Source organism: Streptomyces sp. JHA26 (assembly GCF_002005565.1).
GTDB lineage: Bacteria > Actinomycetota > Actinomycetes > Streptomycetales > Streptomycetaceae > Streptomyces.
On sequence record NZ_BDJC01000024.1, the window covers coordinates 24,367 to 49,636 of the forward strand.

General features: G+C 70.1%; 25 protein-coding genes and 1 pseudogene. 15 read left to right on the top strand and 11 right to left on the bottom strand.

The genetic code is table 11. The features are described 5' to 3' along the window. Positions 1–73: 73 nt before the first annotated feature. From JHAT_RS16625 to JHAT_RS16655, 7 genes are all read right to left on the bottom strand, one after another. A complete protein-coding gene (locus JHAT_RS16625; RefSeq protein WP_077798964.1) occupies positions 74–1,117 on the bottom strand; it encodes a serine hydrolase in 1,044 nt (347 codons plus the stop codon). 94 nt (positions 1,118–1,211) lie between these two features. Beyond that, positions 1,212–2,300 carry a glycosyltransferase family 4 protein gene (locus tag JHAT_RS16630; RefSeq protein ID WP_077799019.1) on the bottom strand — a complete coding sequence of 363 codons (1,089 nt, stop codon included), beginning with the start codon at positions 2,298–2,300 and terminating at the stop codon, positions 1,212–1,214. 23 nt (positions 2,301–2,323) lie between these two features. Then, a complete protein-coding gene (locus JHAT_RS16635; RefSeq protein WP_077798965.1) occupies positions 2,324–2,860 on the bottom strand; it encodes a deoxycytidine triphosphate deaminase in 537 nt (178 codons plus the stop codon). Next, on the bottom strand, positions 2,857–3,396 hold the full coding sequence (gene dcd, locus JHAT_RS16640) for a dCTP deaminase (RefSeq protein WP_073725492.1): 540 nt from the start codon (positions 3,394–3,396) through the stop codon (positions 2,857–2,859). Before dcd ends, JHAT_RS16635 begins: the two co-directional genes overlap by 4 nt. Next, positions 3,393–4,631, bottom strand: coding sequence for a metallophosphoesterase (locus JHAT_RS16645; protein ID WP_077798966.1), 1,239 nt, complete (start codon positions 4,629–4,631; stop codon positions 3,393–3,395). The genes dcd and JHAT_RS16645 overlap by 4 nt, the downstream gene beginning before the upstream one ends. Further along, the gene (locus JHAT_RS16650; protein WP_171990925.1) at positions 4,628–5,944 is read right to left on the bottom strand and encodes a UDP-N-acetylglucosamine 1-carboxyvinyltransferase; all 1,317 of its coding nucleotides are present in this window, start codon (positions 5,942–5,944) and stop codon (positions 4,628–4,630) included. The genes JHAT_RS16645 and JHAT_RS16650 overlap by 4 nt, the downstream gene beginning before the upstream one ends. Next, entirely contained in the window at positions 5,944–6,384 is a 441-nt protein-coding gene (locus tag JHAT_RS16655) for an ATP-binding protein (RefSeq protein WP_077798967.1), read from the bottom strand. The genes JHAT_RS16650 and JHAT_RS16655 overlap by 1 nt, the downstream gene beginning before the upstream one ends. A gap of 176 nt (positions 6,385–6,560) precedes the next feature. Here JHAT_RS16655 and JHAT_RS16660 point away from each other — a divergent pair, with 176 nt between their 5' ends. After that, complete coding sequence (locus JHAT_RS16660) at positions 6,561–7,826, top strand: helix-turn-helix domain-containing protein (protein ID WP_171990933.1); 1,266 nt, start codon at positions 6,561–6,563, stop codon at positions 7,824–7,826. Beyond that, complete coding sequence (locus tag JHAT_RS16665) at positions 7,823–8,368, top strand: flavoprotein (protein WP_031045352.1); 546 nt, start codon at positions 7,823–7,825, stop codon at positions 8,366–8,368. Before JHAT_RS16660 ends, JHAT_RS16665 begins: the two co-directional genes overlap by 4 nt. Here the strand turns inward: JHAT_RS16665 and JHAT_RS34985 are convergent. Together JHAT_RS34985 and JHAT_RS16675 are read right to left on the bottom strand one after the other, a co-directional pair. Then, a pseudogene (locus JHAT_RS34985) lies at positions 8,369–9,144 on the bottom strand (mobilization protein); the annotation flags it as partial. A 41-nt stretch (positions 9,145–9,185) separates the two neighbouring features. Further along, on the bottom strand, positions 9,186–9,812 hold the full coding sequence (locus JHAT_RS16675) for a hypothetical protein (RefSeq protein WP_171990927.1): 627 nt from the start codon (positions 9,810–9,812) through the stop codon (positions 9,186–9,188). A gap of 305 nt (positions 9,813–10,117) precedes the next feature. Here JHAT_RS16675 and hemL point away from each other — a divergent pair, with 305 nt between their 5' ends. From hemL to ccsB, 7 genes are all read left to right on the top strand, one after another. After that, a complete protein-coding gene (gene hemL, locus JHAT_RS16685; RefSeq protein ID WP_077798970.1) occupies positions 10,118–11,434 on the top strand; it encodes a glutamate-1-semialdehyde 2,1-aminomutase in 1,317 nt (438 codons plus the stop codon). A gap of 41 nt (positions 11,435–11,475) precedes the next feature. Then, positions 11,476–12,123 (top strand): histidine phosphatase family protein, encoded by a 648-nt coding sequence (locus JHAT_RS16690; protein ID WP_077799022.1) that lies wholly within the window; start codon positions 11,476–11,478, stop codon positions 12,121–12,123. Between the two features lie 160 nt (positions 12,124–12,283). After that, positions 12,284–13,582, top strand: a complete 1,299-nt coding sequence (locus tag JHAT_RS16695) for a hypothetical protein (RefSeq protein WP_077798971.1) — start codon at positions 12,284–12,286, stop codon at positions 13,580–13,582. A gap of 66 nt (positions 13,583–13,648) precedes the next feature. After that, positions 13,649–14,290, top strand: coding sequence for a TlpA disulfide reductase family protein (locus JHAT_RS16700; protein ID WP_077798972.1), 642 nt, complete (start codon positions 13,649–13,651; stop codon positions 14,288–14,290). A gap of 10 nt (positions 14,291–14,300) precedes the next feature. Beyond that, a complete protein-coding gene (locus JHAT_RS16705) occupies positions 14,301–15,062 on the top strand; it encodes a cytochrome c biogenesis CcdA family protein (protein ID WP_077799023.1) in 762 nt (253 codons plus the stop codon). A gap of 4 nt (positions 15,063–15,066) precedes the next feature. Beyond that, entirely contained in the window at positions 15,067–16,794 is a 1,728-nt protein-coding gene (locus tag JHAT_RS16710) for a cytochrome c biogenesis protein ResB (RefSeq protein WP_077798973.1), read from the top strand. A 92-nt stretch (positions 16,795–16,886) separates the two neighbouring features. After that, complete coding sequence (gene ccsB / locus JHAT_RS16715) at positions 16,887–17,930, top strand: c-type cytochrome biogenesis protein CcsB (RefSeq protein WP_375603568.1); 1,044 nt, start codon at positions 16,887–16,889, stop codon at positions 17,928–17,930. Between the two features lie 153 nt (positions 17,931–18,083). Here ccsB and JHAT_RS16720 read toward each other — a convergent pair whose 3' ends face one another. Beyond that, a complete protein-coding gene (locus JHAT_RS16720) occupies positions 18,084–18,692 on the bottom strand; it encodes a TetR/AcrR family transcriptional regulator (protein WP_077798975.1) in 609 nt (202 codons plus the stop codon). 135 nt (positions 18,693–18,827) lie between these two features. Between JHAT_RS16720 and JHAT_RS34655 the strand changes: the two genes are divergently transcribed. Further along, positions 18,828–19,448 carry a hypothetical protein gene (locus JHAT_RS34655; protein WP_171990929.1) on the top strand — a complete coding sequence of 207 codons (621 nt, stop codon included), beginning with the start codon at positions 18,828–18,830 and terminating at the stop codon, positions 19,446–19,448. Positions 19,449–19,605: 157 nt separating this feature from the next. On the opposite strand, the gene JHAT_RS16730 is transcribed toward JHAT_RS34655, so the two are convergent. Further along, entirely contained in the window at positions 19,606–19,977 is a 372-nt protein-coding gene (locus JHAT_RS16730) for a PLD nuclease N-terminal domain-containing protein (protein ID WP_077798977.1), read from the bottom strand. Positions 19,978–20,064: 87 nt separating this feature from the next. Here JHAT_RS16730 and JHAT_RS16735 point away from each other — a divergent pair, with 87 nt between their 5' ends. The 5 genes from JHAT_RS16735 to mqnE all read left to right on the top strand — a co-directional run bounded on the left by JHAT_RS16735 (position 20,065) and on the right by mqnE (position 25,233). After that, positions 20,065–21,522: a menaquinone biosynthesis decarboxylase gene (locus JHAT_RS16735; protein ID WP_077798978.1), complete on the top strand. Its 1,458-nt coding sequence runs from the start codon at positions 20,065–20,067 to the stop codon at positions 21,520–21,522. Between the two features lie 97 nt (positions 21,523–21,619). Continuing rightward, entirely contained in the window at positions 21,620–22,522 is a 903-nt protein-coding gene (gene mqnP / locus JHAT_RS16740) for a menaquinone biosynthesis prenyltransferase MqnP (protein ID WP_077798979.1), read from the top strand. 238 nt (positions 22,523–22,760) lie between these two features. Then, a complete protein-coding gene (locus JHAT_RS16745; RefSeq protein WP_077798980.1) occupies positions 22,761–23,420 on the top strand; it encodes a UbiX family flavin prenyltransferase in 660 nt (219 codons plus the stop codon). A 103-nt stretch (positions 23,421–23,523) separates the two neighbouring features. Beyond that, positions 23,524–23,982: an Lrp/AsnC family transcriptional regulator gene (locus JHAT_RS16750; RefSeq protein WP_077798981.1), complete on the top strand. Its 459-nt coding sequence runs from the start codon at positions 23,524–23,526 to the stop codon at positions 23,980–23,982. A gap of 87 nt (positions 23,983–24,069) precedes the next feature. Next, positions 24,070–25,233, top strand: a complete 1,164-nt coding sequence (mqnE, locus tag JHAT_RS16755; protein ID WP_077798982.1) for an aminofutalosine synthase MqnE — start codon at positions 24,070–24,072, stop codon at positions 25,231–25,233. The last annotated feature ends 37 nt before the right edge of the window (positions 25,234–25,270 follow it).

A 25,270-nucleotide genomic window follows, 5' to 3' on the forward strand; every position in this document is an offset into this window, starting at 1 on the left:
AAGTGGGCAGGCAGCGTTGCGCTCAACACCGAGTGGTGGGCGTCGAGTGCGGCCTGGATTGGGCTTTGGCACTTCAGTTGAATGCGAGTTCACGGAAGGTGTTGCGAACCTCGGTCAATGGCCCCCGGTCCCTTGTGTAGTAGAGCTTGTTGGTGAGGAGCACCGCCCAGCGGTCGTTGGCGGGGCAGATCCACATGCCTGTGCCGGTGAAGCCGTAGTGGACCCAGACATCCTCGTCGGTGGTCGTGCCGGGAGCGGGGTGCCAGAACAGGCCGCGAGCGGGCTGGAGCTCACCTGTCTGGATGGCCAGGGAGCAGGTGATCCACTCGCTCCCGAAACCAGCCCGGAACGGGGAAGCGGCAGGGGCGAGCATGTACCGGAGGAAGGCGGCGAGGTCGTCGAGGACGGTGAAGACGCCGGCGATGCCGCAGACGCCGCCCAGAAGGCGGGCAGAGAAGTCGTGGGCGACTCCCTTGAGGTGGGTGTCGGTGTCCTGGTCGAGTTCGGTGGGTGCGCAGCGGGCGGCGAGGTCGGCGGGCAGGGGGCCGAAGCGGGTGCCGGTCATGCCCAGCGGATGCCAGGAGCGGGCGGTGGCCAGCTGGTCCAAGGGGCTGCCGGAGAGGTGTTCGGCGAGGTAGCCGAGGATGAGGGCGGCTCGGTCGGTGTACTCGACGGCTTCGCCAGGTGCCCGGTGGAGTGCCTCGTGCAGTACTCCGCGGCGGATGTCGTCCGGGTTGGTGCCGTAGAGGTTCTTCAGCTGGGCTCGCAGTGGGACGCCGGCGGTGTGCGTCAGCAGATGCCGGGCGGTGACGGCTCCGAGTGGGTGCCCGGTGACCTCCTGCCAGAAGCTGCCGAGCGGCTGGTCGAGGTCGAGGGTTCCGTCCTCGTACAGGGCGCCGACGGAGGACCAGACGGCCAGGATCTTGGTGAGGCTGGCGGCGTCGAAGACGGTTTCGGCGCGCATCGGCACGTCCGGCTCGTCGGGGTCGAGGACGCCGGTGGCACCCTGGTCGAGGATGCCGGCGGCATCGCCGAGGGCCCACACGGTGCCCGGGTACACCTTGTCGCGGACCCCCTCGTCGAGTAGGGCTTCGATGCGGTCATGGTCGTACGTCATGGTCTCCCTCTTCACCGGGGTATCCCGTCGGTCAGCGTAGTGACGTTCGCAGAGCGGTTCGGGTAGTGACGTGTCGGGACGTCTGGCGGTCGGTTCAGGTGAGCTGTCGGCCGAGGTCGGTCAGGGATCGTGCGGTTGCCGAGAGGGGGTAGCGTGCCGCGTTGGCATAGCCCGCCTGGCGCAGGGCCGACAGCAACCCAGGGGTCTTCATCAGCCGGTCGAGATCCCGTGCGAGTGCGGCGGAGTGGGTGAAGTCGGTGGTCATACCGGAAGCGGCGAGCGCCTCGCTGAGGCCGGGGACAGGCTGGTAAAGGACGGGGAGCCCGCACGCTTGGGCTTCCAGCGCGACCAGTCCCATGGCTTCCAGGGTGGTGGACGGCATGACCAGTACGTCGTGTTCGGTGAAGGCTTTCCACAGTTGTGGGCGGCGCAGCCAGCCGAGGTAGCGGACTCGTACGCCGGCTCGTTGCAGCAGCGGGGCCAGTGCGTGGAACTGGGCTCTGGGCGCGGCGACGCTCAGCTCGACACCGGGCACCGGGGCCAGACTCTTGATCAGGGCCTCACCACCCTTTTCGACGGTCAGGCGTCCTGCGTACAGGAGCCGCAGGTGGCTGCTGGAGGTGCGTGCCGGCCGGGCGGGTGGGGCGGTGAGCAGGTGGTCGGGGATGCCCCAGGGGATGTGGGTGATCTTGCGGCGTTCGATCTGCGGGGCGAGCTTGAGGAGGCGGTCGGCCATTGCATTGGTCGGGACCACGATGGCGTCGGCGGCCCTGGCTGTTTTGCGCAGCACTTGGAGCTGGTCTCGGTGGGTCTCGGCGAAGAGCAGGTCCGTGCCGTGGACGAGGGCGATCCGAGGATGCGCGGGCAGAGCGTGGATGAGGGCAGGAGTGGCGCCGAATGCGAGGTGCTGCAAGTGGAGGACGCCGATCTGCGTGGGATCGAGTATGGCTGTGAGCGCTCTGCGCAGGGTGGCGACGTAGCGGCTGAAGGCCGTTCCTTCCAGACATTTGCCTGCTACGGGGAGCACGCTGAGTCCGGCGGGTGGCCGGGGAGCGTGACCAGGTGGTGCGAGCATGAAGGCGCGTGCCGGGATGAGGGGTTGTCGGCCGGTGTAGAGGTCGATGAAGAGCTCGACGCTGCCGCCGGGGCTTCCAACGGGGAGGTCCAGGAAGGTGGCAGCCATCGGGCCGGTGGCCGAGCGAGCGTTCACCGCGTGCCTCCGTCGATCTCCTCGTAGAGGCGCGAGACGTCGATGCCTTCCGTGGACGCGTACTTGGCGGGCTGATGCTGGTAGCTGGCCGGGGCGCCGAAGGCAGTGAGGAAGACGAGCTTGCCGAAGGTCATGCCCGGATACACGCGCACCGGTCGCGTGGCGCGGATCTCCAGCGTCCAGCGGATCGCATGGCCCTGGTGTCCGAGCGGAGCCGAGACGTGAACCCAGATGCCCAGGGACCCGGTGGTGCGGTCGCCGTTCAGTAGCTGCGCGTACGTCTCCGAACCGGTCCGCTCCAGCGTGATGCCGAGGTAGAGCAGGTCAGGGCGCAGTACGAGGCCGGTGTTGGGGATGGGCTGCTCGGTGAAGGCGGTGGGGGTCGCGGCGTCGAGGTCGCCGTCGCAGACGCGGATCGTGTCCCCGAGCCGCCAGTCGTAGGCGTTGGGGGAGAGGCGGCTGGGTTCGTACGGGTCGATGGTGATCTCGTCGGCCTGGACGGCGGCGGCGATGGCAGGGCCGGTGAGGATCACGATGCCACCGCCCGGAGTCGGGCGAGGTCTCGCCAGTAGGCGGAGGGCTGCGGTCCTGCGGCGGCCTGGTACTTGCCGCGGTAGAGGTCGATGGCGCCGGTGGAGACGAAGAACATGATCTGCCCGATCTTCATGCCCTCGTATACGCGCAGCGGTCGGATCGGGGTGAGCATGAGCGTCCACTGGCCGTGGAAGCCGATGTCGCCGATGGGGGCGGTGATCTCGACGAACAGGCCGAGGCGTCCGACGGAGGAACGACCGAACAGCAGTGGCACGAAGGTGTCGGAGCCGACCTCTTCGAGGGTGTGGCCGAGGTAGAGCTCGCCTGGCTGGAGGATGTGCCCGTCCGAGCCGATGCTGGTTGCGTTTGTGGGGTTGGGCCGGTGTGGGTCCAGGACCGTGCTCGTGTAGGTGATCAGGGTGGGGCCCAGACGCACGTTGTAGCTGTTGGGGTTGACCTGGTCGGCGGCGAACGGGGTGATGCGGAGGCGGCCGTCGTGAGCGGCAGCGGTGATCTCCGGGCCGGTGAGGATCATTCGCTGTCTCCTTCCGCGGTGTCGGGAGCGGTGAGGACGTGCTGGACGGCCTGGTCCAGGCGCAGGCCGGCCTCGTGTGTGCGTCCGCCGAGGTAGGTGTCGGCGAGGTAGTCGGTGGTCAGCACGGTGGTGATGGCGTCCGGCAGGGGATAGGGGGCCGTGACGAGCGGACCGGACTGGGCGGTCAGATCTGACAGCAGGCCACGGAGGTCGCTGCGTGCCGGCTCAGGTACGTGGGCGTGCACCAGCTGGTTGGCGAACGGCTCGATGGAGAGCAGGTCGCCCTGGGTGAGTGTGTCGCCGAGCGGGACGGCACGTAGTGCCGTCTCGTTGAGGATGACCGTGTCTGCCCCGAGTGCCGTACGCAGGCGGGCGGTGAGCTCCATGAGCAGGCTGCGCCGGTCGAGGGGCTGGTGGCGGTACGCCGGACTGATCGGACCGAGGACGGCGGCCAGCCGCTGCTTGACGTCTTCGATGTGGGAGCGCAGATCGGCAAGCTCCATGGGAACGACGCTCGGGGCCCGCCTCGGGAAGGATGTGGTGCCCACACCCCATCCCGTGCCCACGGGCGTGGCGATCGCGTAGCCGTCGGCGAGTTCCCGACCCTTGGCGACCAGGGTGCCGTCGACTCGGACCGGTCCGTACTGATCGCTGTGGCAGTGCCCGGCGAAGACCACGTCGAGGAACGGACAGGCCGCCGCGAGTTTCCGGTCCTCGTCGAAGCCGGAATGGCTGAGCAGGACCCAGCTGTCCACCTCGTGGTGGTGGGCGAGAATCACCTCGCGCAGGGACTGCAGGGGATCGGTGACGCATTGGCCGGCTCGCTGGGGAGCCGGGATCGAGTGGAAGGCTTGCCGGCCGATCACAGCGGTTACGCCGACGCGCCGTCCATCGATGTCGGCGATGTACAGGCGGCGGAACAGAGCGTCGCCGGTGTTGGCATCCACGGCATTGGCGCAGACAGTGCGCCGATGAAGGACGGGTTCGAAGTAGTGGGGCCAGCCGTGGTTGCCGGGGGCCAGCACGTCGTACAGCCTGAGTAGGATCCCCCGCTCGATCGTGCCGCGGGCGAGGCGGTAGTACCCGCTGCCTTCGAAGAAGTCGCCGCAGTCCACGATGAGGGAAGTCGGCCGCAGCGAGTGGAGGTGGGTCAGGAACGGCGCGGCGTTGTCGAAGGCGGAGTGGACGTCCGTTGTGGCAACGATCTGGCGCAGGCTGCGCCCGTCGGTGGTCATGGGGTGACCTCGCAGATGTCAGCGCCCAGGGTGTGGAGCTTGCCGGGCAGGTCGGCGTGGCCGCGGCGGAGTTGGTCGAGGCCACCAAGGGTGGTGACGCCCTGGGCGGCGAGGCCGGCGACCATGAGGGCGGATCCGGTTCGGATGTCGGTGGCCTCCACGCCCGTCCCGGTCAGCCGTTGAGGGCCGGTAAGGCGGCACTCGGTGGGGGAGATCTCCTCGATGTCCGCCCCGAGGCGGGCCAACTGCGGCAGAAGATTGCCGTGGCGACCCGGGTTGATGGCGTCGGCGAACAGGTGGGTACCGGGTAGGCCGAGGGCCAGTGCCATGAGTGGTGGTTCGAAGTCGGCGTCCAAGCCGCCCGGGCTGAGCGAGGCGGTGGCCCGTAAGGGGCGGCTGGCCAAGCGGCCGTCCTGGGCGTTCACGGTGAGAGTGTCCGACTCGCTGACGGTGGAGATGCCCAGTCGGTGCAGGGCGGCCACGAGGGGGCCCAGGTCGTCGGCTCGCGCGCCTCGGATGCGCGCGCTTCCGCCGGTGGTGGCGACTGCACAGGCGAGTGTCCCTGCCTCCACCTTGTCTCCCGGCACTACCCATGCGGCGTCGCTCGGTGCCGAGGGGGGCGGCGAGAGGGCGAGCAGGCGCTCGCTGGCCCGGGTTTCCCATCCCGCCGCCTGCAGGGCCTCCAGCACGTACAGCACTTCCGGCGAGAGATTGGGCTCGCCCAGCCGCAGAGGCCGGCCGGTGGTGACGGCTCGAAGCAGGGCGGCCACGGTCGCCCCGCGCGAGCGGAACGGCAGCACCAGGGACACGGTGCCATAGCGACGTCTGGCGGCCTCGACGCGATATCCGGAGTCATCCAAGACACTCCGGTCGCCGAATACCTCGTACACCTTGAAGTGCAGATCCATCCCGCGTGCGCCGATCCGGCAGCCTCCCGGCCACGGCAGCCGTGCCTCTCCGTGCCGGGCGAGCAGGGCCGGCACCAGGTAGTACGAGGCACGGATACGCGCGGCCTGGGGCAGGTGGGGGCGCACGGGCTGGTTTTCAGTCGGCAGAATCACCGCCGCAGTCGGCTTCCCGACCGGCTGCGCTACGTGCCAGCCCGACTCTTGGAGCAGCGCGAGCATGGTCTGCACGTCCGTGTTGGCAGGGATGTTGTTCAGACTCACCGGACAGCCGAGGGCAGCTGCGGCGGCCACCAGCGGGAGCGCCGCGTTCTTGGAGCCGTCGACAGTCACAGTGCCGGTGAGCGGTGGGCCCGGACGAACGGCGATCACCTCGGCGGCCGCGCCGGGGACGCGAGTGGTCGTCATCAGCAACTCCTCTGTGTAACAAGAGGGGACACGATCGGATGGTCCGGATTGGTGGGCAGTGCGATCTCGGCCCAGCAGCACTTCCCGACTGCCGTCGGCTCGACGCCGTATCGATCCGCGAGCGCGGCCACGAGGAACAAACCTCGGCCGCTCTCGCTACACGGATCCGGGAGACCCGGCCGGGGCAGCTCCGGGCAGTCGTCGCAGACTTCGATCCGCAGTGACTGCTCGTCGAGACGGACGGACAGGGAAACCGGGCCGGCTTCGGCATGCCGGACCGCGTTGGTGACCAACTCACTGATCACGAGCTCGGCGGTGTGCACCACCTCGTTGCCCAGCACCGTGTCCCAGCCCTCTATCGCGTCCACGGCCCGGTGCCGGGCGGCGGTGACCGCGGTCGGTGTGGCGGATACGGAGAGTGCGAACTGGTGCGCTTTCACGAGCTGCCTCCAGGGTCGGTGCGGCTGCTCCAGGCAACCGCTCCGGAGGCAAGCGGGACCATGCCGTGTGCCGGGGCCGCATCACTTATGCAGGAGCTGCATCGCGGCCAATCGATGCTCGGTTACGCTCGGTTGAGCAGGCAGGATCGGCGACGGCAGAAGGGGCCGTGGCGCAGATGGCCGACGCACAGAGTGAAGCTGGACGGATCGGCGAAGTCATCCGTCAGGCACGCGTATTACAGCGGCGCTCGCAGAAGGACGTTGCCACCGCACTGGGCTACCACCAGTCGAAGGTGAGCCGCCTGGAGAACGGCAGGGGCACGGAGGACGTGCGCGTGCTGCGCGAGATCGCGAAGGTACTGGACATCCCACCGCAACGCCTCGGCCTCGCCGCTGCCCCCGACGCCAGCCCCAGCGATCCCGGAACCGAGGACATGCACCGCCGTACCTTCCTTGCCGCGAGCGTCGCCGCGCTCGCGGCAACGCCGACCATGGCGCACCACGACCTGATCCAGGTCCTGCTGCCGGGACCGAGCCCCGCCGCCACCGGTGACTCCTCCGGTATCGACGAGCTGCGGGAGCGAGCGCGGACCGTGCGCCGGCTGTTCTGCACGTGCGACTACGCGAAACTGGAGCAGGTCCTGCCGGGCCTGATCGCCGACCTGCGCCAGGTCGCCGGCGGCTCCTCCGGTTCGGCGGAGGCGTCCGGGTTGCTCGCGACCACCTACCAGACGGCGGTGAGCCTGTTGCTGAAGCGAGCCGACCAGGGCAACGCCTGGCTCGCGGCCGGCCGGGCCATGGCCGAGGCGGAAAGGTCCGGGGACCCTGTCGTCCTCGCCGCCAGCGTCCGCGTTCACGCTCACGTGCTCGTACGGGATAAGCACACAGCCCAAGCCGTGAACATGGTGCGCCACACCGTCGACCAGCTCAGCGGCTCCTACGACCAACGCTCGCCCCGATATCTGGCAGCGGTCGGCCTGCTGCTGCTCCGCGGAGCAACCGCCGCCAGCAGAAACGGCGACCGCGAAACCACCCACGACTTCCTCACCGAGGCCAAAGAGGTGGCCCGCTACGTCGCATTCGACAGGCCGGACGCCTGGGCGAACTTCAGCCCAACCAACGTAGCCCTGCACGAGATCAGCGCGGCTGTCTCATTCGGCGACGCCGGAATCGCCCTCCAAACCGCTCGCCCCCTCATGCGGCGGCACATCCCCGTCCCCGAGCGACGGGCCGCGCTCTGGGTGGAGGCCGCCCGCGCCTACAGTCAGCAGGGCAGACTCGCCGACGGTTACCAGGCCCTGCGCATCGCCGAGAGCTGCGCGGCACAGGACGTCCGACGCCCGGCCGTACGCGAACTGGTCGCCGACATGGCAGCCCGTGACCGTCGCCGGGCGCTGCCCGAGCTCCACCACTTCAGCCGCCAACTGGGAGTGCCCGCGTGAGTGACCAGCATGACAAGCCGTTCCTCCAGATCGTGGTCTGCGCGGCCGGGGTCGCCGCCGACGTCGGCCGGCTGATCACGGCAGCACAGGAACGGCACTGGGACGTCGGCGTCGTAGCCACCCCGCAAGGAGTCGGCTTCCTTGATGCCGAGGCGGTCGAGGCCCGGACCGGCCGCCCCATCCGCTCGGCCTGGCGGTCACCGGGAGAGCCGCGTCCGAGCCGGCCTGCGGATGCGATCGCGGTCGCCCCGGCCACCTTCAACACGGTCAACAAGTGGGCCGCCGGGATCTCGGACAATCTCGCGCTGGGCATCCTGTGCGAGGCGCCTGCCATGGGTGTACCGGTCGCCGTGCTGCCGTACCTGAACTCCGCCCAGGCCGCCCACCCTGCATACCGACGGAGTCTGGACCTGCTGCGCGAGATGGGCGTCTTGGTCGGCTCCTACGAGCCTCACCGGCCGAAGGCGGGCGGCGGGGCCGACCGCTACCGCTGGGAGGAAGTGCTGGAGCTGCTTGCCCCGAGGCTGTCCGCGCGGTCGTGATCAGCGCCGATGCGCTCGCGGCTGCGGGAGCGAGACGGTGGTTGCCCCGTGGGCCGGAGTGCTGGGTGTCCCATCGGGCCGTGCTGCGCTGTGGGCCTGTGCTGCACGGGCGCGTGCGTTGGGCGTCGGTCGTGCGCTGACGCGTTGAATACGCCACGCCAGGGTCCGTGCGGGGGAGCGGGCGTCATCCAGGGCACGTTGGTCGGCGGCCTGCCTGAGAAGTCGTTCCGGGTCGTGCCCGAGTGCTTCCGCTTCGGCGAGTGCGGCAGTGAGGGCAGCGATCGCGGGATCTGCGAGGACCTGCTCCGAGTGCGCGGGTACGGCCCGACGGATGTGGTGGACATGCCGGTCCACCGTTGGTTGCGGCGGTCGGTGCCGGACGAGGGCGGTCAGGGGTGCTGCTGCCTGGTCGTATGCGGCTTGGAGGTGGAGCAGAGTCTGCTGGGCGGCGGTGACCTGCTGGTCGTGGTGGCGGAGCGGGTGGCCGCGATGGTGACGAGGATCGCGGCATCGAGGAACATCGCCAGAGCCGTACCGTCCCCCGGTGCGGGCTCGCGGAGCATCGCCCGTATGGCGCTTCGCAGGGCGCGGGCGTGGTGGTGTTCGGCCTGAATACGGGAGCGCGTGGCGCGCTCGAAGGCGGAAGCGGCTTCGCGGAGCTGGGCGCGGATGGGTGCGGGGGCGAGAAGGGGCGGGTGCATCAGCCCCTCGGCTGCACCAATGTGCCCTCGATGTGCCCTGGCCGCCTGAGGACCCCTCTCCGGCACGGAAAAGGGCGGGGCCCGAAGACCCCGCCCGACTCCTACGAAACCCCAGCTCAGGGCCACACCAGGCAGTAAGCCTGATGCCCAGCCTCATGCAGCCGGTGGCTGAAGTCCTGCCACTCGTGCAGCAGCTGGTACACGTCGAACGCGTCCCGCGGGCCGCCCCGGTCCGGGACCGTCGACCAGATGAAGGCCGCCGCGCCGACCGCCTCCTCGCCGACGCCGCGCAGGGGGTCGACGACGGTCATCGGGAGTTTCACGACCGCGTAGTCGGGGTGCAGGACGACCAGTTCCAGCGGGGGCACCTTGTGCAGGGGCACGCCCTCGATGCCGGTGAGGACCATGGCCGCCATGGTCTCCGGCTTGATCTTGGTGAACATGCCGTTCATCCCGAGCTCGTCGCCGCCCAGCTCCTCGGGGCGCATCGAGATCGGGACGCGGGCCGCGGTCGCGCCGTCGGGCGCGCCGAAGTACTTGTACGTCACCCCCACCCGACCACCATTCCCGCTCCCCGTCCCCAGCCGGCCGGCCCGCGCGTCGAGCCGGTCGGGCTCTCCCGGGGGTCCGTGCGCCTGGCGTGCTTCGGTCGAATCCGCCGCCTCGCGCCGGTGCCTTCCCCGCCGGGCACGTCGAGGACCCAGGTCGTCGGTCCCCTCGCCCAGTCCGCCACCGCGATGCATATCTCCACCCGACTGCTTTTCTAGGACGCGTGACCCCCGCCGCGCAACCCGATCATCGTGTCAGTGACCTCCCCCACGGCCGCCCGCCGAAACGTGCGGCGGACATATGGCCGTCGTACGGCCGTCACGTGCCCGCGGAAGCCGGCGGCCCCTGTCCGCGCCGCCCGCGTGAGCTGCGTGGACGGGTTCCAGTCTGGCAGACGACACGGCGTTCGGGCGGGTTGTCTACCCTGAATGAGGTCACTCTGGGCAACCGGTGTCCGAGAAGTCGGAGAAGGTCGAGAAGGTCGGAGAAGTCGCAGGTCATGAGCGAACTGGCATATCCATACGAAGCACCGGCCTCGCAGGCTCTGTTCGACCGTGCGGCGGCCGTCACCCCGGGTGGTGTGAACTCCCCGGTGCGGGCGTTCCGCGCCGTCGGCGGCACGCCCCGGTTCATGGTGTCCGGCACCGGGCCGTACCTGACGGACGCGGACGGGCGGGAGTACGTCGACCTCGTCTGCTCCTGGGGTCCGATGATCCTCGGGCACGCGCACCCCGAGGTGATCGCCGCCGTGCAGGAGGCGGTCGCGCGCGGGACGTCGTTCGGCACGCCCGCCGAGGGCGAGGTCGCCCTCGCGGAGGCGATGGTCGAGCGGGTCGCGCCGCTGGAGCAGGTGCGGCTGGTGTCCAGCGGGACCGAGGCGACCATGTCGGCCATCCGGCTCGCCCGCGGGTTCACGCGGCGCACCAAGGTGATCAAGTTCGCCGGGTGCTACCACGGCCACGTCGACTCCCTCCTCGCCGCCGCCGGTTCCGGCGTCGCCACCTTCGCGCTGCCCGACACCCCCGGCGTCACCGGCGCCCAGGCGAGCGACACGATCGTGCTGCCGTACAACGACCTCGAGGCCGTGCACGCCGCCTTCGCCGCCCACCCCGGTGAGATCGCCTGCGTGATCACCGAGGCGTCGCCCGGCAACATGGGCGTCGTGCCGCCGCTGCCCGGCTTCAACCAGGGACTCAAGGACGCCTGCGCCGCGAACGGCGCGCTGTTCGTCTCCGACGAGGTGATGACCGGCTTCCGCACCAGCAGGGCCGGCTGGTACGGCGTCGAGGGCGTCGTCCCCGACCTGATGACCTTCGGCAAGGTCATGGGCGGTGGGTTCCCCGCCGCCGCGTTCGGCGGGCGCGCGGACGTCATGGCGCACCTCGCCCCGGCCGGCCCCGTCTACCAGGCCGGCACCCTGTCCGGGAACCCGGTCGCCACCGCCGCCGGTCTCGCCCAGCTGCGCCTCCTCGACGACGCGGCGTACACCAAGGTCGACGCGGTCTCGGAGCAGATCCAGGGCCTGGTCACCGAGGCGCTGACCAAGGAGGGCGTCGCGCACACGCTGCAGAACGCCTCCAACATGTTCTCCGTCTTCTTCACCGACCGGCCGGTCAGGAACTACGAGGACGCCAAGGCGCAGGAGTCCTTCCGCTTCACCGCCTTCTTCCACTCGATGCTCGCGAACGGCGTCTACCTGCCGCCGTCCTCCTTCGAGTCCTGGTTCGTGTCCACCGCCCACGACGAGCGGGCCGTCCAGCGCATCGCCGACGCCCTTCCGGCGGCGGCCCGCGCGGCTGCGGAGGCGACCGCGTGAGCGCCGGGGACGAGAAGGACGACCTGACCGTCGTCCACGTGATGCGGCACGGCGAGGTCGAGAACCCGACCGGCGTGCTCTACGGCCGGCTGCCCGGCTACCACCTCTCCGACCTGGGCCGGCGCATGGCCGACCGGGTCGCCGAGCACCTCGCCCCGCGCGACGTGACGTACGTCGTGGCCTCCCCGCTGGAGCGGGCGCAGGAGACGGCGACGCCGATCGCCAAGGCGCACGGGGTGGACCTGGACACCGACGAGCGGCTCATCGAGGCCGACAACGTCTTCCAGGGCAAGACCTTCGGCATCGGCGACGGCGCGCTGCGCCGCCCCGCCAACTGGAAGCACGTCGTCAACCCGTTCAAGCCGTCCTGGGGCGAGCCGTACGTCGACCAGGTGGTGCGGATGATGGGCGCGCTGAACGCCGCCAAGGACAAGGCGCGCGGGCACGAGGCCGTCGTCGTCAGCCACCAGCTGCCGATCTGGATCCTGCGCTCGTACGTCGAGCGGCGGCGGCTGTGGCACGATCCGCGCAAGCGGCAGTGCACGCTGGCCTCCCTGACGACGTTCACGTTCCGGGGCGACCGGATCGTGTCCGTCGGCTACACGGAGCCCGCCCGCGACCTCGTCCCGGCGCACCTCCTCGCGGGGGCCAAGCCGGTGAAGGGGCAGGGCAAGGCCTTCGGGGCCTGAGACCCGAAGGTCGCGCGATCCGACGGCCGCGCGATCCGACGGCCGCGCGACCCGCCGCTCGCGAACCTCGTTACGGAATCCGCACAAATATCCGGAACCCGCCCGTTCGTCACGTCCTCTCACCCAGTGACCACCAGAGGACGTGACGAACGAGGTTGCGATGCGCACTTCCACCCGCACTCTCACCCGCAGGGGGATGCTCGGACTCGGCGCGGGTGCCGCGGCCGCCGTCGGTCTCGCGGGCTGCGGCTCCCACCCGTCGGCGGACGGCTCGCACCAGGCCGGCGGCCCCGCCGAGCGGCCCTCGCCGTCCGGCAGCACGGCACCGCCCGCCCGCCCCATCGGCGACGGCTCCACGTCGTACACCGGCAGGCAGCCGCACCAGCCGGACGCACCCGTGCCGCTGGAGCCCGGCCAGACGCCGCCGCAGTTCGTCGTCTTCTCCTGGGACGGCGCGGGAGAGGTCGGCAACGGGCTCTTCCCGCGCTTCCTCGACCTCGCCCGGGAGCACGGCGCGCACATGACCTTCTTCCTCTCGGGGCTGTACCTGCTGCCCGAGTCGAAGAAGCGCCTCTACGACCCGCCGAACAACCCGCGCGGCGCCTCGGACATCGGCTACCTCACCGACGCCCACATCAAGGAGACGCTGAAGAACGTCCGCCGGGCCTGGCTGGACGGCCACGAGATCGGCACCCACTTCAACGGCCACTTCTGCGGCGGCAGCGGCACGGTCGGCAACTGGACCCCGGTGCAGTGGCGCAGCGAGATCGAGCAGGCGAAGTCCTTCGTGAAGGAGTGGCGGACCAACACCGGCTGGACCGACCTGCCGTCGCTGCCCTTCGACTACGACAAGGAACTCGTCGGCGGCCGCACGCCCTGTCTGCTCGGCCAGGACAACCTGCTGCCCACCGCCCGCGAGCTCGGCTGGCGCTACGACGCCTCCTCGCCCGGCGGCCGGCAGGTGTGGCCGGCGAAGAAGGACGGGATCTGGGACCTGCCGCTGCAGCAGATACCGTTCCCCGGCCACTCCTTCGAGGTCCTGTCGATGGACTACAACATCCTCGCCAACCAGTCGGTCAACTCGACCAAGGCCCCCGCCCACAACTACCCGGGCTGGCGCGACCAGGCCACCCGGTCGTACATATCCGGCTTCACGCGGGCGTACGAGTCGAATCGGGCACCCTTCTTCGTCGGCAACCACTTCGAGGAGTGGAACGGCGGCATCTACATGGACGCCGTCGAGAACGCCCTGAAGCACATCGCGCGGGAGAAGGAGAAGGGCGGGGACATACGGCTCGTCTCCTTCCGCCAGTTCACCGACTGGCTGGACGTGCAGAAGCCCGAGGTGCTCGCCAGGCTCCGCACCGTCGAGGTGGGGCAGCGGCCCGCCGGCGGCTGGAACACCTTCCTCAAGGACACCTCCGCCACCGGCTCGACACCCACCGGGAATGCCGCCTGAAATGCGGGTTTCCGCCCGTGAGGGGGGTGCGCAAGATCCCCGGAACGGACATGCGAAACTTTTCACATGAGTGCCGCCAGCCGCGCCCCCCTGCGCTCGAACCGCACCGCCGCCCGTGTCCGCCGTCGTGCCGCCCTGACCACCGGTGCGGCCGTGGCCGCGCTGCTCGTGTCCGCGTGCAGCTCGGGAGGGACCTCCGGCGGTGGCGGCCAGACCGGCTTCATCACCGGCTCGGACGGCATCTCCACCGCCGAGAAGGGGGAGCGGGCGGACGCCCCCGAGCTGTCCGGCAAGACCGTCGACGGCGGACAGGTCGACGTCGCCGACTACAAGGGCAAGATCGTCGTCGTCAACGTGTGGGGCTCCTGGTGCGGGCCCTGCCGTGCCGAGGCGAAGAACCTGGAGACGGTCTACCGGGACGTCAAGGACCAGGGCGTCCAGTTCGTCGGCATCAACACCCGTGACCCGTCCGTCGGCCCGGCCCGCGCCTTCGAGAAGGACTACGGGATCACGTACCCGAGCCTGTACGACCCCACCGGCAAGATGATGCTCCGGTTCGAGAAGGGCACGCTCAACCCGCAGGCCATCCCGTCCACGCTGGTCATCGACCGGGACGGGAAGGTCGCCGCGCGCACCCTCCAGGGGCTCAGCGAGGAGAAGCTGCGCAAGATGCTCGCGCCGTTCCTCGCGGAGAAGCCGGAGAAGTGACGTGACCGTGATGTCCACGCTCGCTGCGGACGGCTACAACGGCACTGTGCTCAACGGCGCCCTGCTGGTCGCCCTCCCCGTCGCCCTCCTCGGCGGCCTCGTCTCGTTCTTCTCGCCCTGCGTCCTGCCGCTCGTCCCCGGCTACCTCTCCTACGTGACCGGGGTCACCGGCACCGACCTCGCCGAGGCCCGGCGCGGCCGGATGGTCGCCGGCGCCTCCCTCTTCGTCCTCGGCTTCACCGCCGTGTTCGTCTCCGGCGGCGCGCTGTTCGGCTACTTCGGTGAGACGCTCCAGGCCAACCGGGGCGTCCTGACCAAGGTGCTGGGCGTCTTCATGGTGCTCATGGGCGTCTTCTTCATGGGCCTGATGCCCTGGCTCACCCAGCGCGAGTTCCGCTTCCACCGCAAGCCCGTGAGCGGACTGGTGGGCGCGCCCGTGCTCGGCGCCCTGTTCGGCATCGGCTGGACGCCCTGCATCGGCCCGACGCTCTCCTCGGTGCTGGTGCTCTCCTCCCAGCAGGGCACCGCCGGTCGCGGCGCCGTGCTGACCGTGGCCTACTGCCTCGGCCTCGGCGTGCCGTTCGTCCTGGCCGCGGTCGCCTTCCGCAAGGCGCTCGGCGCCTTCGGCTGGGTCAAACGCCACTACGTATGGGTGATGCGCGTCGGCGGCGTCATGATGATCGCGACCGGTCTGCTGCTGCTGACCGGCGCGTGGGACAGCATGGTGCAGGACATGCAGACCTGGTCCACCGGCTTCAACGTGGGAATCTGAATCGATGAGCAGCACTTCGAAAACGGTGCCGGGGACCACCCCGGGGGCCGGCGACGACCAGGACCTCGGCGCCGCCGGCTCCCAGCTCTCCACCGCCCCCCAGGAGGAGGCACCGAACCTCCCCGCCCTCGGCGTCGTCGGCTGGGTCCGCTGGTTCTGGCGGCAGCTCACCTCGATGCGGGTGGCGCTGCTGCTGCTCCTGCTGCTGTCGCTGGGCGCGATCCCCGGGTCGCTGATCCCGCAGGAGGGCGTCGACGCCACGAAGGCCGACGACTTCCGCGCGAGGCACGACCTCCTGGCGCCGGTCTACGACAAGCTCGGCCTCTTCCACGTGTACAGCTCGGTGTGGTTCTCCGCGATCTACATCCTGCTGTTCGTCTCCCTCATCGGCTGCATCGTCCCGCGCACCTGGCAGTTCGTCGGCCAGCTGCGCGGCCGCCCGCCGGGCGCCCCCCGGCGCCTGACCCGGCTGCCCGCCCACACCACCTGGCGCACCGGGGCCGAGCCCGAGCAGGTCCGCGAGGCCGCGCTGGCACTGCTGCGGAAGCGCCGCTTCCGCGCCCACGTCGTCGGTGACGCCGTCGCCGGCGAGAAGGGCTACCTGCGCGAGGTCGGCAACCTCGCCTTCCACATCGCGCTGATCGTGATGCTGATCGCCTTCGCCTGGGGCCAGCTGTTCAAGTACGAGGGCAACAAGCTGATCCTGGAGGGCGACGGCTTCTCCAACACCCTCACGCAGTACGACGACTTCAAGTCCGGCAACCTGTTCGACCCGGACCGCGACCTGGACCCCTTCAGCTTCACCCTGAAGGACTTCCACGGCACCTACGAGGCGACCGGCCCCAACCGCGGCACCCCGCGCCTCTACGAGGCCAGGATCACCTACAGCGAGGGTGCCTACGGCAAGGACAGGCCGACCACCATCAAGGTCAACGAGCCGCTGGAGATCGACGGCTCGAAGGTCTACCTCACCGCCCACGGCTACGCGCCCGTCCTCACCGTCAAGGACGCCAAGGGCAACGTCGTCATGGACCACGAGGCGACGGCACTGCTGCCGCTGGACTCCAACGTCACCTCCTCCGGCGCCGTCATGGTCCGGGACGGCTACCGCAACGCCGAGGGCGTCAAGGAGCAGCTCGGCTTCAACGCGTTCTTCCTGCCGACGTACGGCGGCAAGGGGAGCACGATGCTCTCGGCCTTCCCGGCCCTGCTCAACCCGATGCTCGCGCTCTCCGCCTACCACGGCGACCTCGGTGTCGACGCGGGCTTCCCGAAGAGCATCTACCAGCTCGACAAGACCAAGCTGAAGGAGTTCAAGGACTCCGACGGCGAGCTGTTCAAGAAGCAGCTCAAGGTCGGCGACACCATGACCCTGCCGAACGGCGCCGGCACGGTGACCTTCGACGGCGTCCGGGAATGGGCCAACTTCCAGGTCACCCGGCAGCCCGCCAGCGGCTGGGCGCTCGCCGGTGCCGTCGTCGCCATCCTCGGCCTCGCCGGCTCCCTGTTCATCCAGCGCCGCCGCGTGTGGGTGCGGGCCGTCAGGGGCGCCGACGGCGTCACGGTCGTCGAGATGGCCGGCCTCGGCCGCAGCGAGTCCGCGAAGGTGCCCGAGGAGCTCGGCGACCTGGCCGGGATCCTGTACGAACAGGCGCCCGGCGTCCCCGACGCCGACGCCGATCCCGAAACCCCCGATCCCCGAGTCGTACCTGCCGAAGGGGCTGAGAAGTGACTCTCGCCGCCGCAACAGAGGCCGCAACGGAGTTGGCCACCGCCACCAACGAGCACCTCGCGAACCTCAGCAACACGCTGATCTACTCCGCGATGGCCGTCTACACGCTGGCCTTCTTCGCCCACATCGCCGAGTGGATCTTCGGCAGCCGCAGCAAGGTCGGCCGCACCGCCGCCGCGCTCACCGCCACGGCCGAGGCGAAGAGCGCACCGGCCGTCACGGTGAAGAAGAACGGCGGCACCGCCGTACTGGAGCGGCCGAAGGTGGTCGTGCGGGCCGCCTCCGGCTCCCGCGACGTGCCCGACGGGCCGGGCGCCCACGGCGGCACCGAGAAGGGCGACCTCTACGGACGGATCGCCATCTCGCTCACCGTGCTCGCCTTCGCCATCGAGGCCGGTGGCGTGCTCACGCGCGCCCTGTCGGTGAAGCGGGCGCCGTGGGGCAACATGTACGAGTTCAACATCACGTTCACGACGGTCGCCGTCGGCGTGTACCTCGTCCTGCTCGCGCTGAAGAAGAACATCCGCTGGCTCGGCCTGCCCCTGGCCACCACGGTCCTGCTCGACCTCGGCCTGGCCGTCACCGTCCTGTACACGGCGAGCGACCAGCTGGTCCCGGCGCTGCACTCGTACTGGCTGTACATCCACGTCTCCACGGCGATCTTCTGCGGCGCGGTCTTCTACGTCGGCGCGGTCTCCACGATCCTGTACCTGTTCAAGGACTCGTTCGAGAACAAGCTCGCCACCGGCGGCACCCCCGGCCGCTTCGCCAACTCGGTCCTGGACCGGCTGCCCGCCGCCGCGTCCCTCGACAAGTTCGCGTACCGCGTCAACGCCGCCGTCTTCCCGCTGTGGACGTTCACGATCATCGCGGGCGCCATCTGGGCGGGCGACGCCTGGGGCCGCTACTGGGGCTGGGACCCCAAGGAGACCTGGTCCTTCATCACCTGGGTCGCCTACGCCTGCTACCTGCACGCCCGCGCGACCGCCGGCTGGAAGGGCCGCAAGGCCGCCTACCTGGCCCTGGCCGCGTTCGCCTGCTGGCTGTTCAACTACTACGGCGTGAACATCTTCGTCTCCGGCAAGCACTCGTACGCCGACGTCGGCCTGGGCGCACTGCAGTCCGTGGGCTTCTGACCCGGAGCACCGCGAGCATCACGAGGCCGGTTTCCGTGACCCGGGTCACGGAAACCGGCCTTCGCGCTACGACGGTGACGGTCCCGTGCTGGTCGTCGGGCGCGCCGCCTGGGCCGCGTTCATCGGAGCCGGGGTCTTCGAGCCCCCCGTCCGTCACGTGTGAGGCGCCGCCTCCGCGCTCACCGACCGCCAGATCCGTTCCGGCAGGACGCGCGCGGCCTCGTCGAGGTCGACGTCGCCGAGGGTCAGCCAGCGGCGGGAGACGCCGATGACGGGGCCGAGGACGAGGGACTCGAGCAGCGGCGGGGAGAGCGGCGCGACCTCCCCCTTGTCCACGTACCGCTGGAGCCAGCCGGTCAGGGGCGTCAGCCTGGCCTCCTGGGCGTCACGGAGCTGCCTGGCCTGTTCCATGCCGAGGTGGTCGGCGCGGGACGAGTGCAGGAGCCGGCCCGCCTCCGGGTGCTCCCGGACGAAGGACAGATAGGCGCGCACCAGCGCGCGGACGCCGGTCCGTGCGGTGCGTGAGCGCTCCAGCGCCGCGAGCATCTCGCCCAGCAGCCGCTCGAGCCACCGCATCAGCAGCGCGTCGACGAGGCCGTCGATGCTCCCGAAGTGGTGGTAGAGGCTGCCCAGGCTCACGCCGCTGGCCTTGGTCACCGCGTTGACGGTCAGGCCCTGTTCGCCCTCCTCGCCGTACAGGCGCAGGGCGGTGTCCAGGAGCAGTTCGACAGTGGCCTCACCGCGTTGTTGCTTGGGGCTCATGGGGCGACCGTTCTCTGCTGGGACCGTGGGGACCAGGGTAAAGCAACGTTCCGCCCGGTACCCCGTCCGTGGAATTCTAGAGCAGATTTCTAGAAAAAGGCTCCGGTGCGGCGGAGGCGCGAGCACACTGTGCGCATGTCTGGATCAGGATCAGGGATCCCCACCGTTCTCAGGCCGCGCCGCACCGCCCGGGCGAGGGGCGCGGCGGCGGCCGCCGTGGTCGCGCTGCTGGCGCTGTCGGCCGTCGGATGCGGGGGCGGCGACACGTCGTCCACGGGTTCGTCGTCCTACGAGACCGCCACGGAGGATGCGTACACCGACGACTCGTACGGCGACGACACCTACGGCGACGACACCTACGACGACGAAACCTACGACGACTCGTACACCGAGGACCCGGCCGACGAAGAACCGGTCGACGAAGACCCGGCCGATGAGGACCCGTTCACCGAGGACGACCCCTACGCGTCCGAGAGCGAGGCCCCCGACCCGTTCGAGTCGGGCACCTGTCTCAACGGGACGCTGCCGGACTCCACGACCGCGCAGGAGGTCGACGACGTCGAAGAGGTCGACTGCTCGGCGTCGGACGCCCACTACCGGGTGATCCAGACCTTCCCCATGACGTCCGACATGAGTGCGTGCGACGACAACCCCCGCACCGAGTACGCGTTCTCCTACCGCTACACCCTCAACGGAGCGGCCATCAGCGAGTACGTGTACTGCCTGGTCGGGCTCGGCTCGTACGCGCGGAGTTAGAAGCGGGTTTCTAGAAGTAACTTTCAATCCGGGGCGGGGTGGTGACAGACTGTCCGTCTGGCCGGACTCGTGTCCGTCCGTACGGCCCGGGGGGAACGTACGGGCCTCGGGTCCGGCCGGTCCGGCGTTGCGCGGGGAGGACGCGCCGCCGGACGGTTCAGTCGCCCCGCGGGTCGTCGTCCCGGTCGGGGTTCTTGTCCCGGTCGGAGTCCTCGTCCCGGTCGCGGTCCCTGCCCCTGTCCCCGCCCCTGTCCCGCTCCTCGCCGAGGGACTTGAGGAAGTCGGGGTTGTCGTCCGGTGCCACCCACTGACCCCGGCCCCCGCCCTGCCAGGGCCCCGCGCCGGCGGGGTGCCGCTTCTTGCCCGCGATGAGCCAGGAGATCGATCCGACCAGCGGGAACAGCAGCACGAGGATGGCCCACAGCGGCTTGGGCATGTGGCGGATGTCCTCGTCCTTCGTGCTGATGCAGTCGATGAACGCGTAGACGCTCAGCGCCAGTGGCACGAGGAACATCAGCACCCGGAGCATGGGCCTCTCCAGCTCAAGCGGTGGGCGGGGACGCGTCACCGCCCCCAGGTACAGGGCCAGCCTAGCCGCTCGGGGATACTGGACCGCATGGCTTACGACGATCTTCGCTCCCTGCTCAGGGCGCTGGAGCGCGAGGGCGACCTCAAGCGCATCAAGGCCGAGGTGGACCCGTACCTGGAGGTCGGGGAGATCGTCGACCGGGTGAACAAGGCCGGCGGCCCCGCCCTGCTCTTCGAGAACGTGAAGGGCTCCGCCATGCCCCTCGCGATGAACGTCTTCGGCACCGACCGGCGCCTGCTCAAGGCCCTCGGCCTGAAGGCGTACAGCGACATCTCCGACAAGATCGGCGGGCTGCTGAAGCCGGAGCTGCCGCAGGGCTTCGTCGGGATGCGCGAGGCGTTCGGCAAGCTCGGTGCGATGGCGCACGTGCCGCCGAAGAAGGTGAAGTCCGACAGCGCGCCCGTGCAGGAGGTCGTCCTGCACGGCGACGACGTGGACCTGGAGCGGCTGCCCGCCCTGTTCACGTGGCCCGACGACGGCGGCTCCTTCTTCAACCTGGGGCTCACCCACACCAAGGACCCGGAGACGGGCGTCCGCAACCTGGGCCTGTACCGGCTCCAGCGCCACGACAAGCGCACCATCGGCATGCACTGGCAGATCCACAAGGACAGCCGCAACCACTACCAGGTGGCGGCCCGGCGCGGCGAGCGCCTGCCCGTCGCCATCGCCTTCGGCTGCCCGCCCGCCGTGACCTACGCCTCCACCGCTCCCCTCCCCGGCGACATCGACGAGTACCTCTTCGCCGGCTTCGTGCAGGGCAAGCGGATCGAGATGGTCGACTGCAAGACCGTGCCGCTCCAGGTCCCGGCCAACGCCGAGGTCGTGCTGGAGGGCTGGCTGGAGCCCGGCGAGATGCTGCCCGAGGGCCCCTTCGGCGACCACACCGGCTTCTACACGCCCCAGGAGCCCTTCCCGGCCCTGACGATCGACTGCGTGACGATGCGGAAGCGCCCGCTGCTCCAGTCGATCGTCGTCGGCCGGCCGCCGACGGAGGACGGGCCGCTGGGGCGGGCGACGGAGCGCTTCTTCCTCCCGCTCCTCAAGATCATCGTCCCGGACATCGTGGACTACCACCTCCCGGAGGCGGGCGGCTTCCACAACTGTGCGATCGTGTCGATCGACAAGAAGTACCCCAAACACGCCCAGAAGGTGATGCACGCCATCTGGGGCGCCCACATGATGTCCCTGACCAAGCTGATCGTGGTCGTCGACGCCGACTGCGACGTCCACGACCTGCACGAGGTCGCCTGGCGCGCGCTCGGCAACACCGACTACGCCCGCGACCTCACCGTCGTCGAGGGCCCGGTCGACCACCTCGACCACGCCTCCTACCAGCAGTTCTGGGGCGGCAAGGCGGGCATCGACGCGACGAAGAAGCTCCCCGAGGAGGGGTACACGCGGGACGGGGGCTGGCCGGACATGGTGCTGTCCGACCCGGAGACATCCGAACGGGTGACGCGACGCTGGAAGGAATACGGCCTGTGACAGTCGAGGTCATGAGGGAGCGCGGCACCGCACCGGCGGGGCCTGTCCGCCGGTGCGGAGGCGGTCCGGTCGAGCGCCGTGGGACGGGGCACGGACTGTGAGCGCCTCCGCCGCCGCGATGCCGCAGCCGGGCCGCACCAGGGCGTTCCTGCGCCTGGTGATGATCGAGCACTCGGTCTTCGCGCTGCCCTTCGCCTACATCGCCTCCCTCACCGCGATGTACGAGTGGGACGAGAACATCCACTGGGGCCGGCTGCTCCTGGTCACCGTCGCCATGGTCGGCCTGCGCACCTTCGCGATGGCCGTCAACCGGATCATCGACCGCGAGATCGACGCCCGCAACCCGCGCACCGCCCACCGCGAGCTGGTCACCGGCGCGATGTCGGTCAGGCACGCCTGGACCGGCGCGCTGATCGCCCTGGTCGTCTTCCTGGGCGCGGCGGCCCTGCTCAACCCCCTCTGCCTGGCCCTCGCCCCGGTGGCCGTCGTGCCGATGGTGGTCTACCCGTACGGCAAGCGGTTCACCAACTTCCCGCAGGCCATCCTCGGCCTCGCGCAGGCCATGGGGCCCATCGGCGGTTGGCTCGCGATCACGGGCGAGTGGTCCTGGGAGGCGGTGATCCTCGGTCTCGCGGTCGGCATCTGGATCGGCGGCTTCGACCTGATCTACGCCTGCCAGGACGTCGAGACCGACCGGCAGGTCGGCGTGAAGTCCGTCCCGGCCCGCTTCGGCATCCCCGCCGCCATCTGGGGAGCCCGCGCCTGCCACACGGTCACCACCGCCCTGCTCGTCTGGTACGCCCTCGCCACCGGCGCCGGCGCGTTCTTCTGGCTCGGCCTGGTCATCGTCGCGGGCGCCTTCCTCTACGAGCACACCATCGTCCGCCCCACCGACCTGACCCGCCTCAACAGGGCGTTCTTCAGCGTCAACGGCTTCATCGGTATCAGCCTCTTCGTGTGCGCGCTGATCGATCTACTGGTGCGCGGGCTCACGGTGTAGCCCCTTCAGGTGACGTCGGCGGAGCCGCCGTGTCCACCCGCTCGAGAACTCGTCCGTTGAACGGGCCTTGATCGGGTTCTGCTCCCCGCACCAGCGGGGATGGCCCGAGCGCTACGCCCATGAACCGGTTGACGGTCAAGGTGCTCCCCGCACCTGCGGGGATCGCTGTCCGGCCGCCCGACACGCACGGAGGGCGGCCGGATAGGCTCAAGATGTGAACCCAGGAAAATCGCAGCGCGTGCCTTGGATCGTGGGGGTGTCCGGGGCCTCCGGCACCCCGTACGCCGCCGCCGTGCTGCGGGCGCTGCTCGCGGCCGGCGAGAACGTCGACCTGGTGGTCAGCCGGGCCTCGCGGCTCACCCTGCTCGACGAGACCGGCATCTCCTTCCGCGACGCCCACTGGCAGCAGGACCTGCGCGAGTGGCTGGCCCGCGGAGCCGACGGCAAGCCGGGCACCTTCGACGTCGGCCTCGACGGCGACCGGGTACGGCACTGGAGCGCGGGCGACCTCGCGGCCGGGCCGTCCTCGGGGTCGTACCCCGCCAAGGGCATGCTGATCGTCCCCGCCTCCACGGCCTGCGTGGCCGGGGTCGCGCTGGGGCTGTCGAAGGACCTGTTGCAGCGGGCGGCGAGCGTGACCCTGAAGGAGGGGCGCACACTGGTCGTGGCCGTGCGGGAGACCCCGTTGGACGGCCGGACGCTGCGGCACCTGGTGGCCCTGGACGACGCGGGCGCGAGCGTGGTGCCCGCCTCCCCGGCCTTCTACGCGGGGGCGACGCACATCCAGGACCTGGTGGACTTCGTCGCCGGACGCGTCCTGGACGCGGCGGGCGTCGAGCACGGCCTGTACCGCCGCTGGCGCGGCGAGCTCGGCGGAGGGTCGCGCACCACCGGCTGAGCACGAAAGCACACCCCACGAGAACACCCCCACGGCAACACCCCACGAGCACCATCTCCCCCACACGTATCTTCAGACCTCTTCAGCGGAAGGCTTCGATCGCATGGACGCGGTGGACAGGCAGCTCATCCAGGCCCTGAGGGAGAACGGACGGGCCTCCTACGCGGAACTGGGGCGCCTCGTCGGGCTGTCGGGCCCCAGCGTCACCGACCGCATCAACCGGCTGGAGGCGGCCGGTGTCATCACCGGCTACCGGGCCACCGTCGACTCCGCGTCGCTCGGCCTCGGCGTCACCGCCCTGGTCGGCGTCTCGCTCTCCGACGCCGCCGACCACGAGGACGTCGCGCAGCGGCTGCGGGACCTGCGGGAGATCGAGGACTGCTGGTTCATCGCCGGCGACGACTCCTACATGCTCAAGGTGCGCGCGGCCGACGTGGACGGCCTGGAGAGCATCATCCGCCGGCTGTCCGGCACGAAGGGCGTGTCCAGGACCCGTACCACCATCGTGCTCTCCACCAAGTGGGAGAACCGGGTCGGTGAGCTGCCCGAAGAGGTCCAGTAGCCGGGGCACGGAGCGCCGTTCGGGGGTCCCCCCGCCCGAAGGGTGGGGGAGTACGGTTGACGAGTTCGTCTCAGAAAGAGGTATCGCATGGACGCCGGGCTCAAGCGCGAGCTGGAGGAGAAGGTGCGGGCGAGCGTCCGCCTGACCCGCGAGGACGGCATCGCGCTGTACGAGTCGGACGACCTGGCCTGGCTCGGCGGCCTCGCGCACGAGGTGCGGACGCGGAAGAACGGCGACGTCGTCCACTTCAACGTCAACCGTCACCTCAACATGACCAACGTGTGCACGGCGTCCTGCGCCTACTGCTCCTTCCAGCGCAAGCCGGGGGAGAAGGACGCCTACACGATGCGCATCGAGGAGGCGGTGAAGCTCGCCAAGGCGATGGAGGGCGAGAACCTCACCGAGCTGCACATCGTCAACGGACTGCACCCGAACCTGCCGTGGCGCTACTACCCGCGCTCGCTGCGCGAACTGAAGGCCGCGCTGCCGGGCGTGTCGCTGAAGGCGTTCACGGCCACCGAGATCCACCACTTCGAGACGATCTCCGGGATGTCCGCCTCCGACATCCTCGACGAGCTGATCGACGCCGGTCTGGAGTCCCTCACCGGCGGCGGCGCGGAGATCTTCGACTGGGAGGTGCGGCAGCACATCGTCGACCACCGCACCCACTGGGAGGACTGGTCGCGCATCCACCGCCTGGCGCACGAGAAGGGGCTCAAGACCCCGTGCACCATGCTCTACGGCCACATCGAGGAGCCCCGCCACCGCGTGGACCACGTGCTGCGGCTGCGTGAGCTGCAGGACGAGACGAACGGCTTCCAGGTCTTCATCCCGCTGCGCTACCAGCACGACTTCGTGGACATGAAGGACGGCAAGATCCGCAACCGGCTCCAGGCGCGGACGCAGATGGCGACCGGCGCGGAGGCGCTGAAGACCTTCGCGGTGTCGCGGCTGCTGTTCGACAACGTCCCGCACGTCAAGGTCTTCTGGGTCATGCACGGCGTCCGGACCGCACAGCTCGCGCTCCAGCACGGCGCCGACGACATGGACGGGTCGGTCGTCGAGTACAAGATCACGCACGACGCGGACAACTACGGCACGCCGAACAAGCTGACCCGCGAGGACCTGCTCGACCTGATCCGCGACGCCGGGTTCCGCCCCGTCGAGCGGAACACGCGGTACGAGATCATCCGGGAGTACGAGGGCCCCGACCCGGCGCGTCGCGACGCGCCGCAGCCGATGCGGGTGTGAACGGGCGGTAGTCCCCCGTCGGCCCGCACCCGGCCAG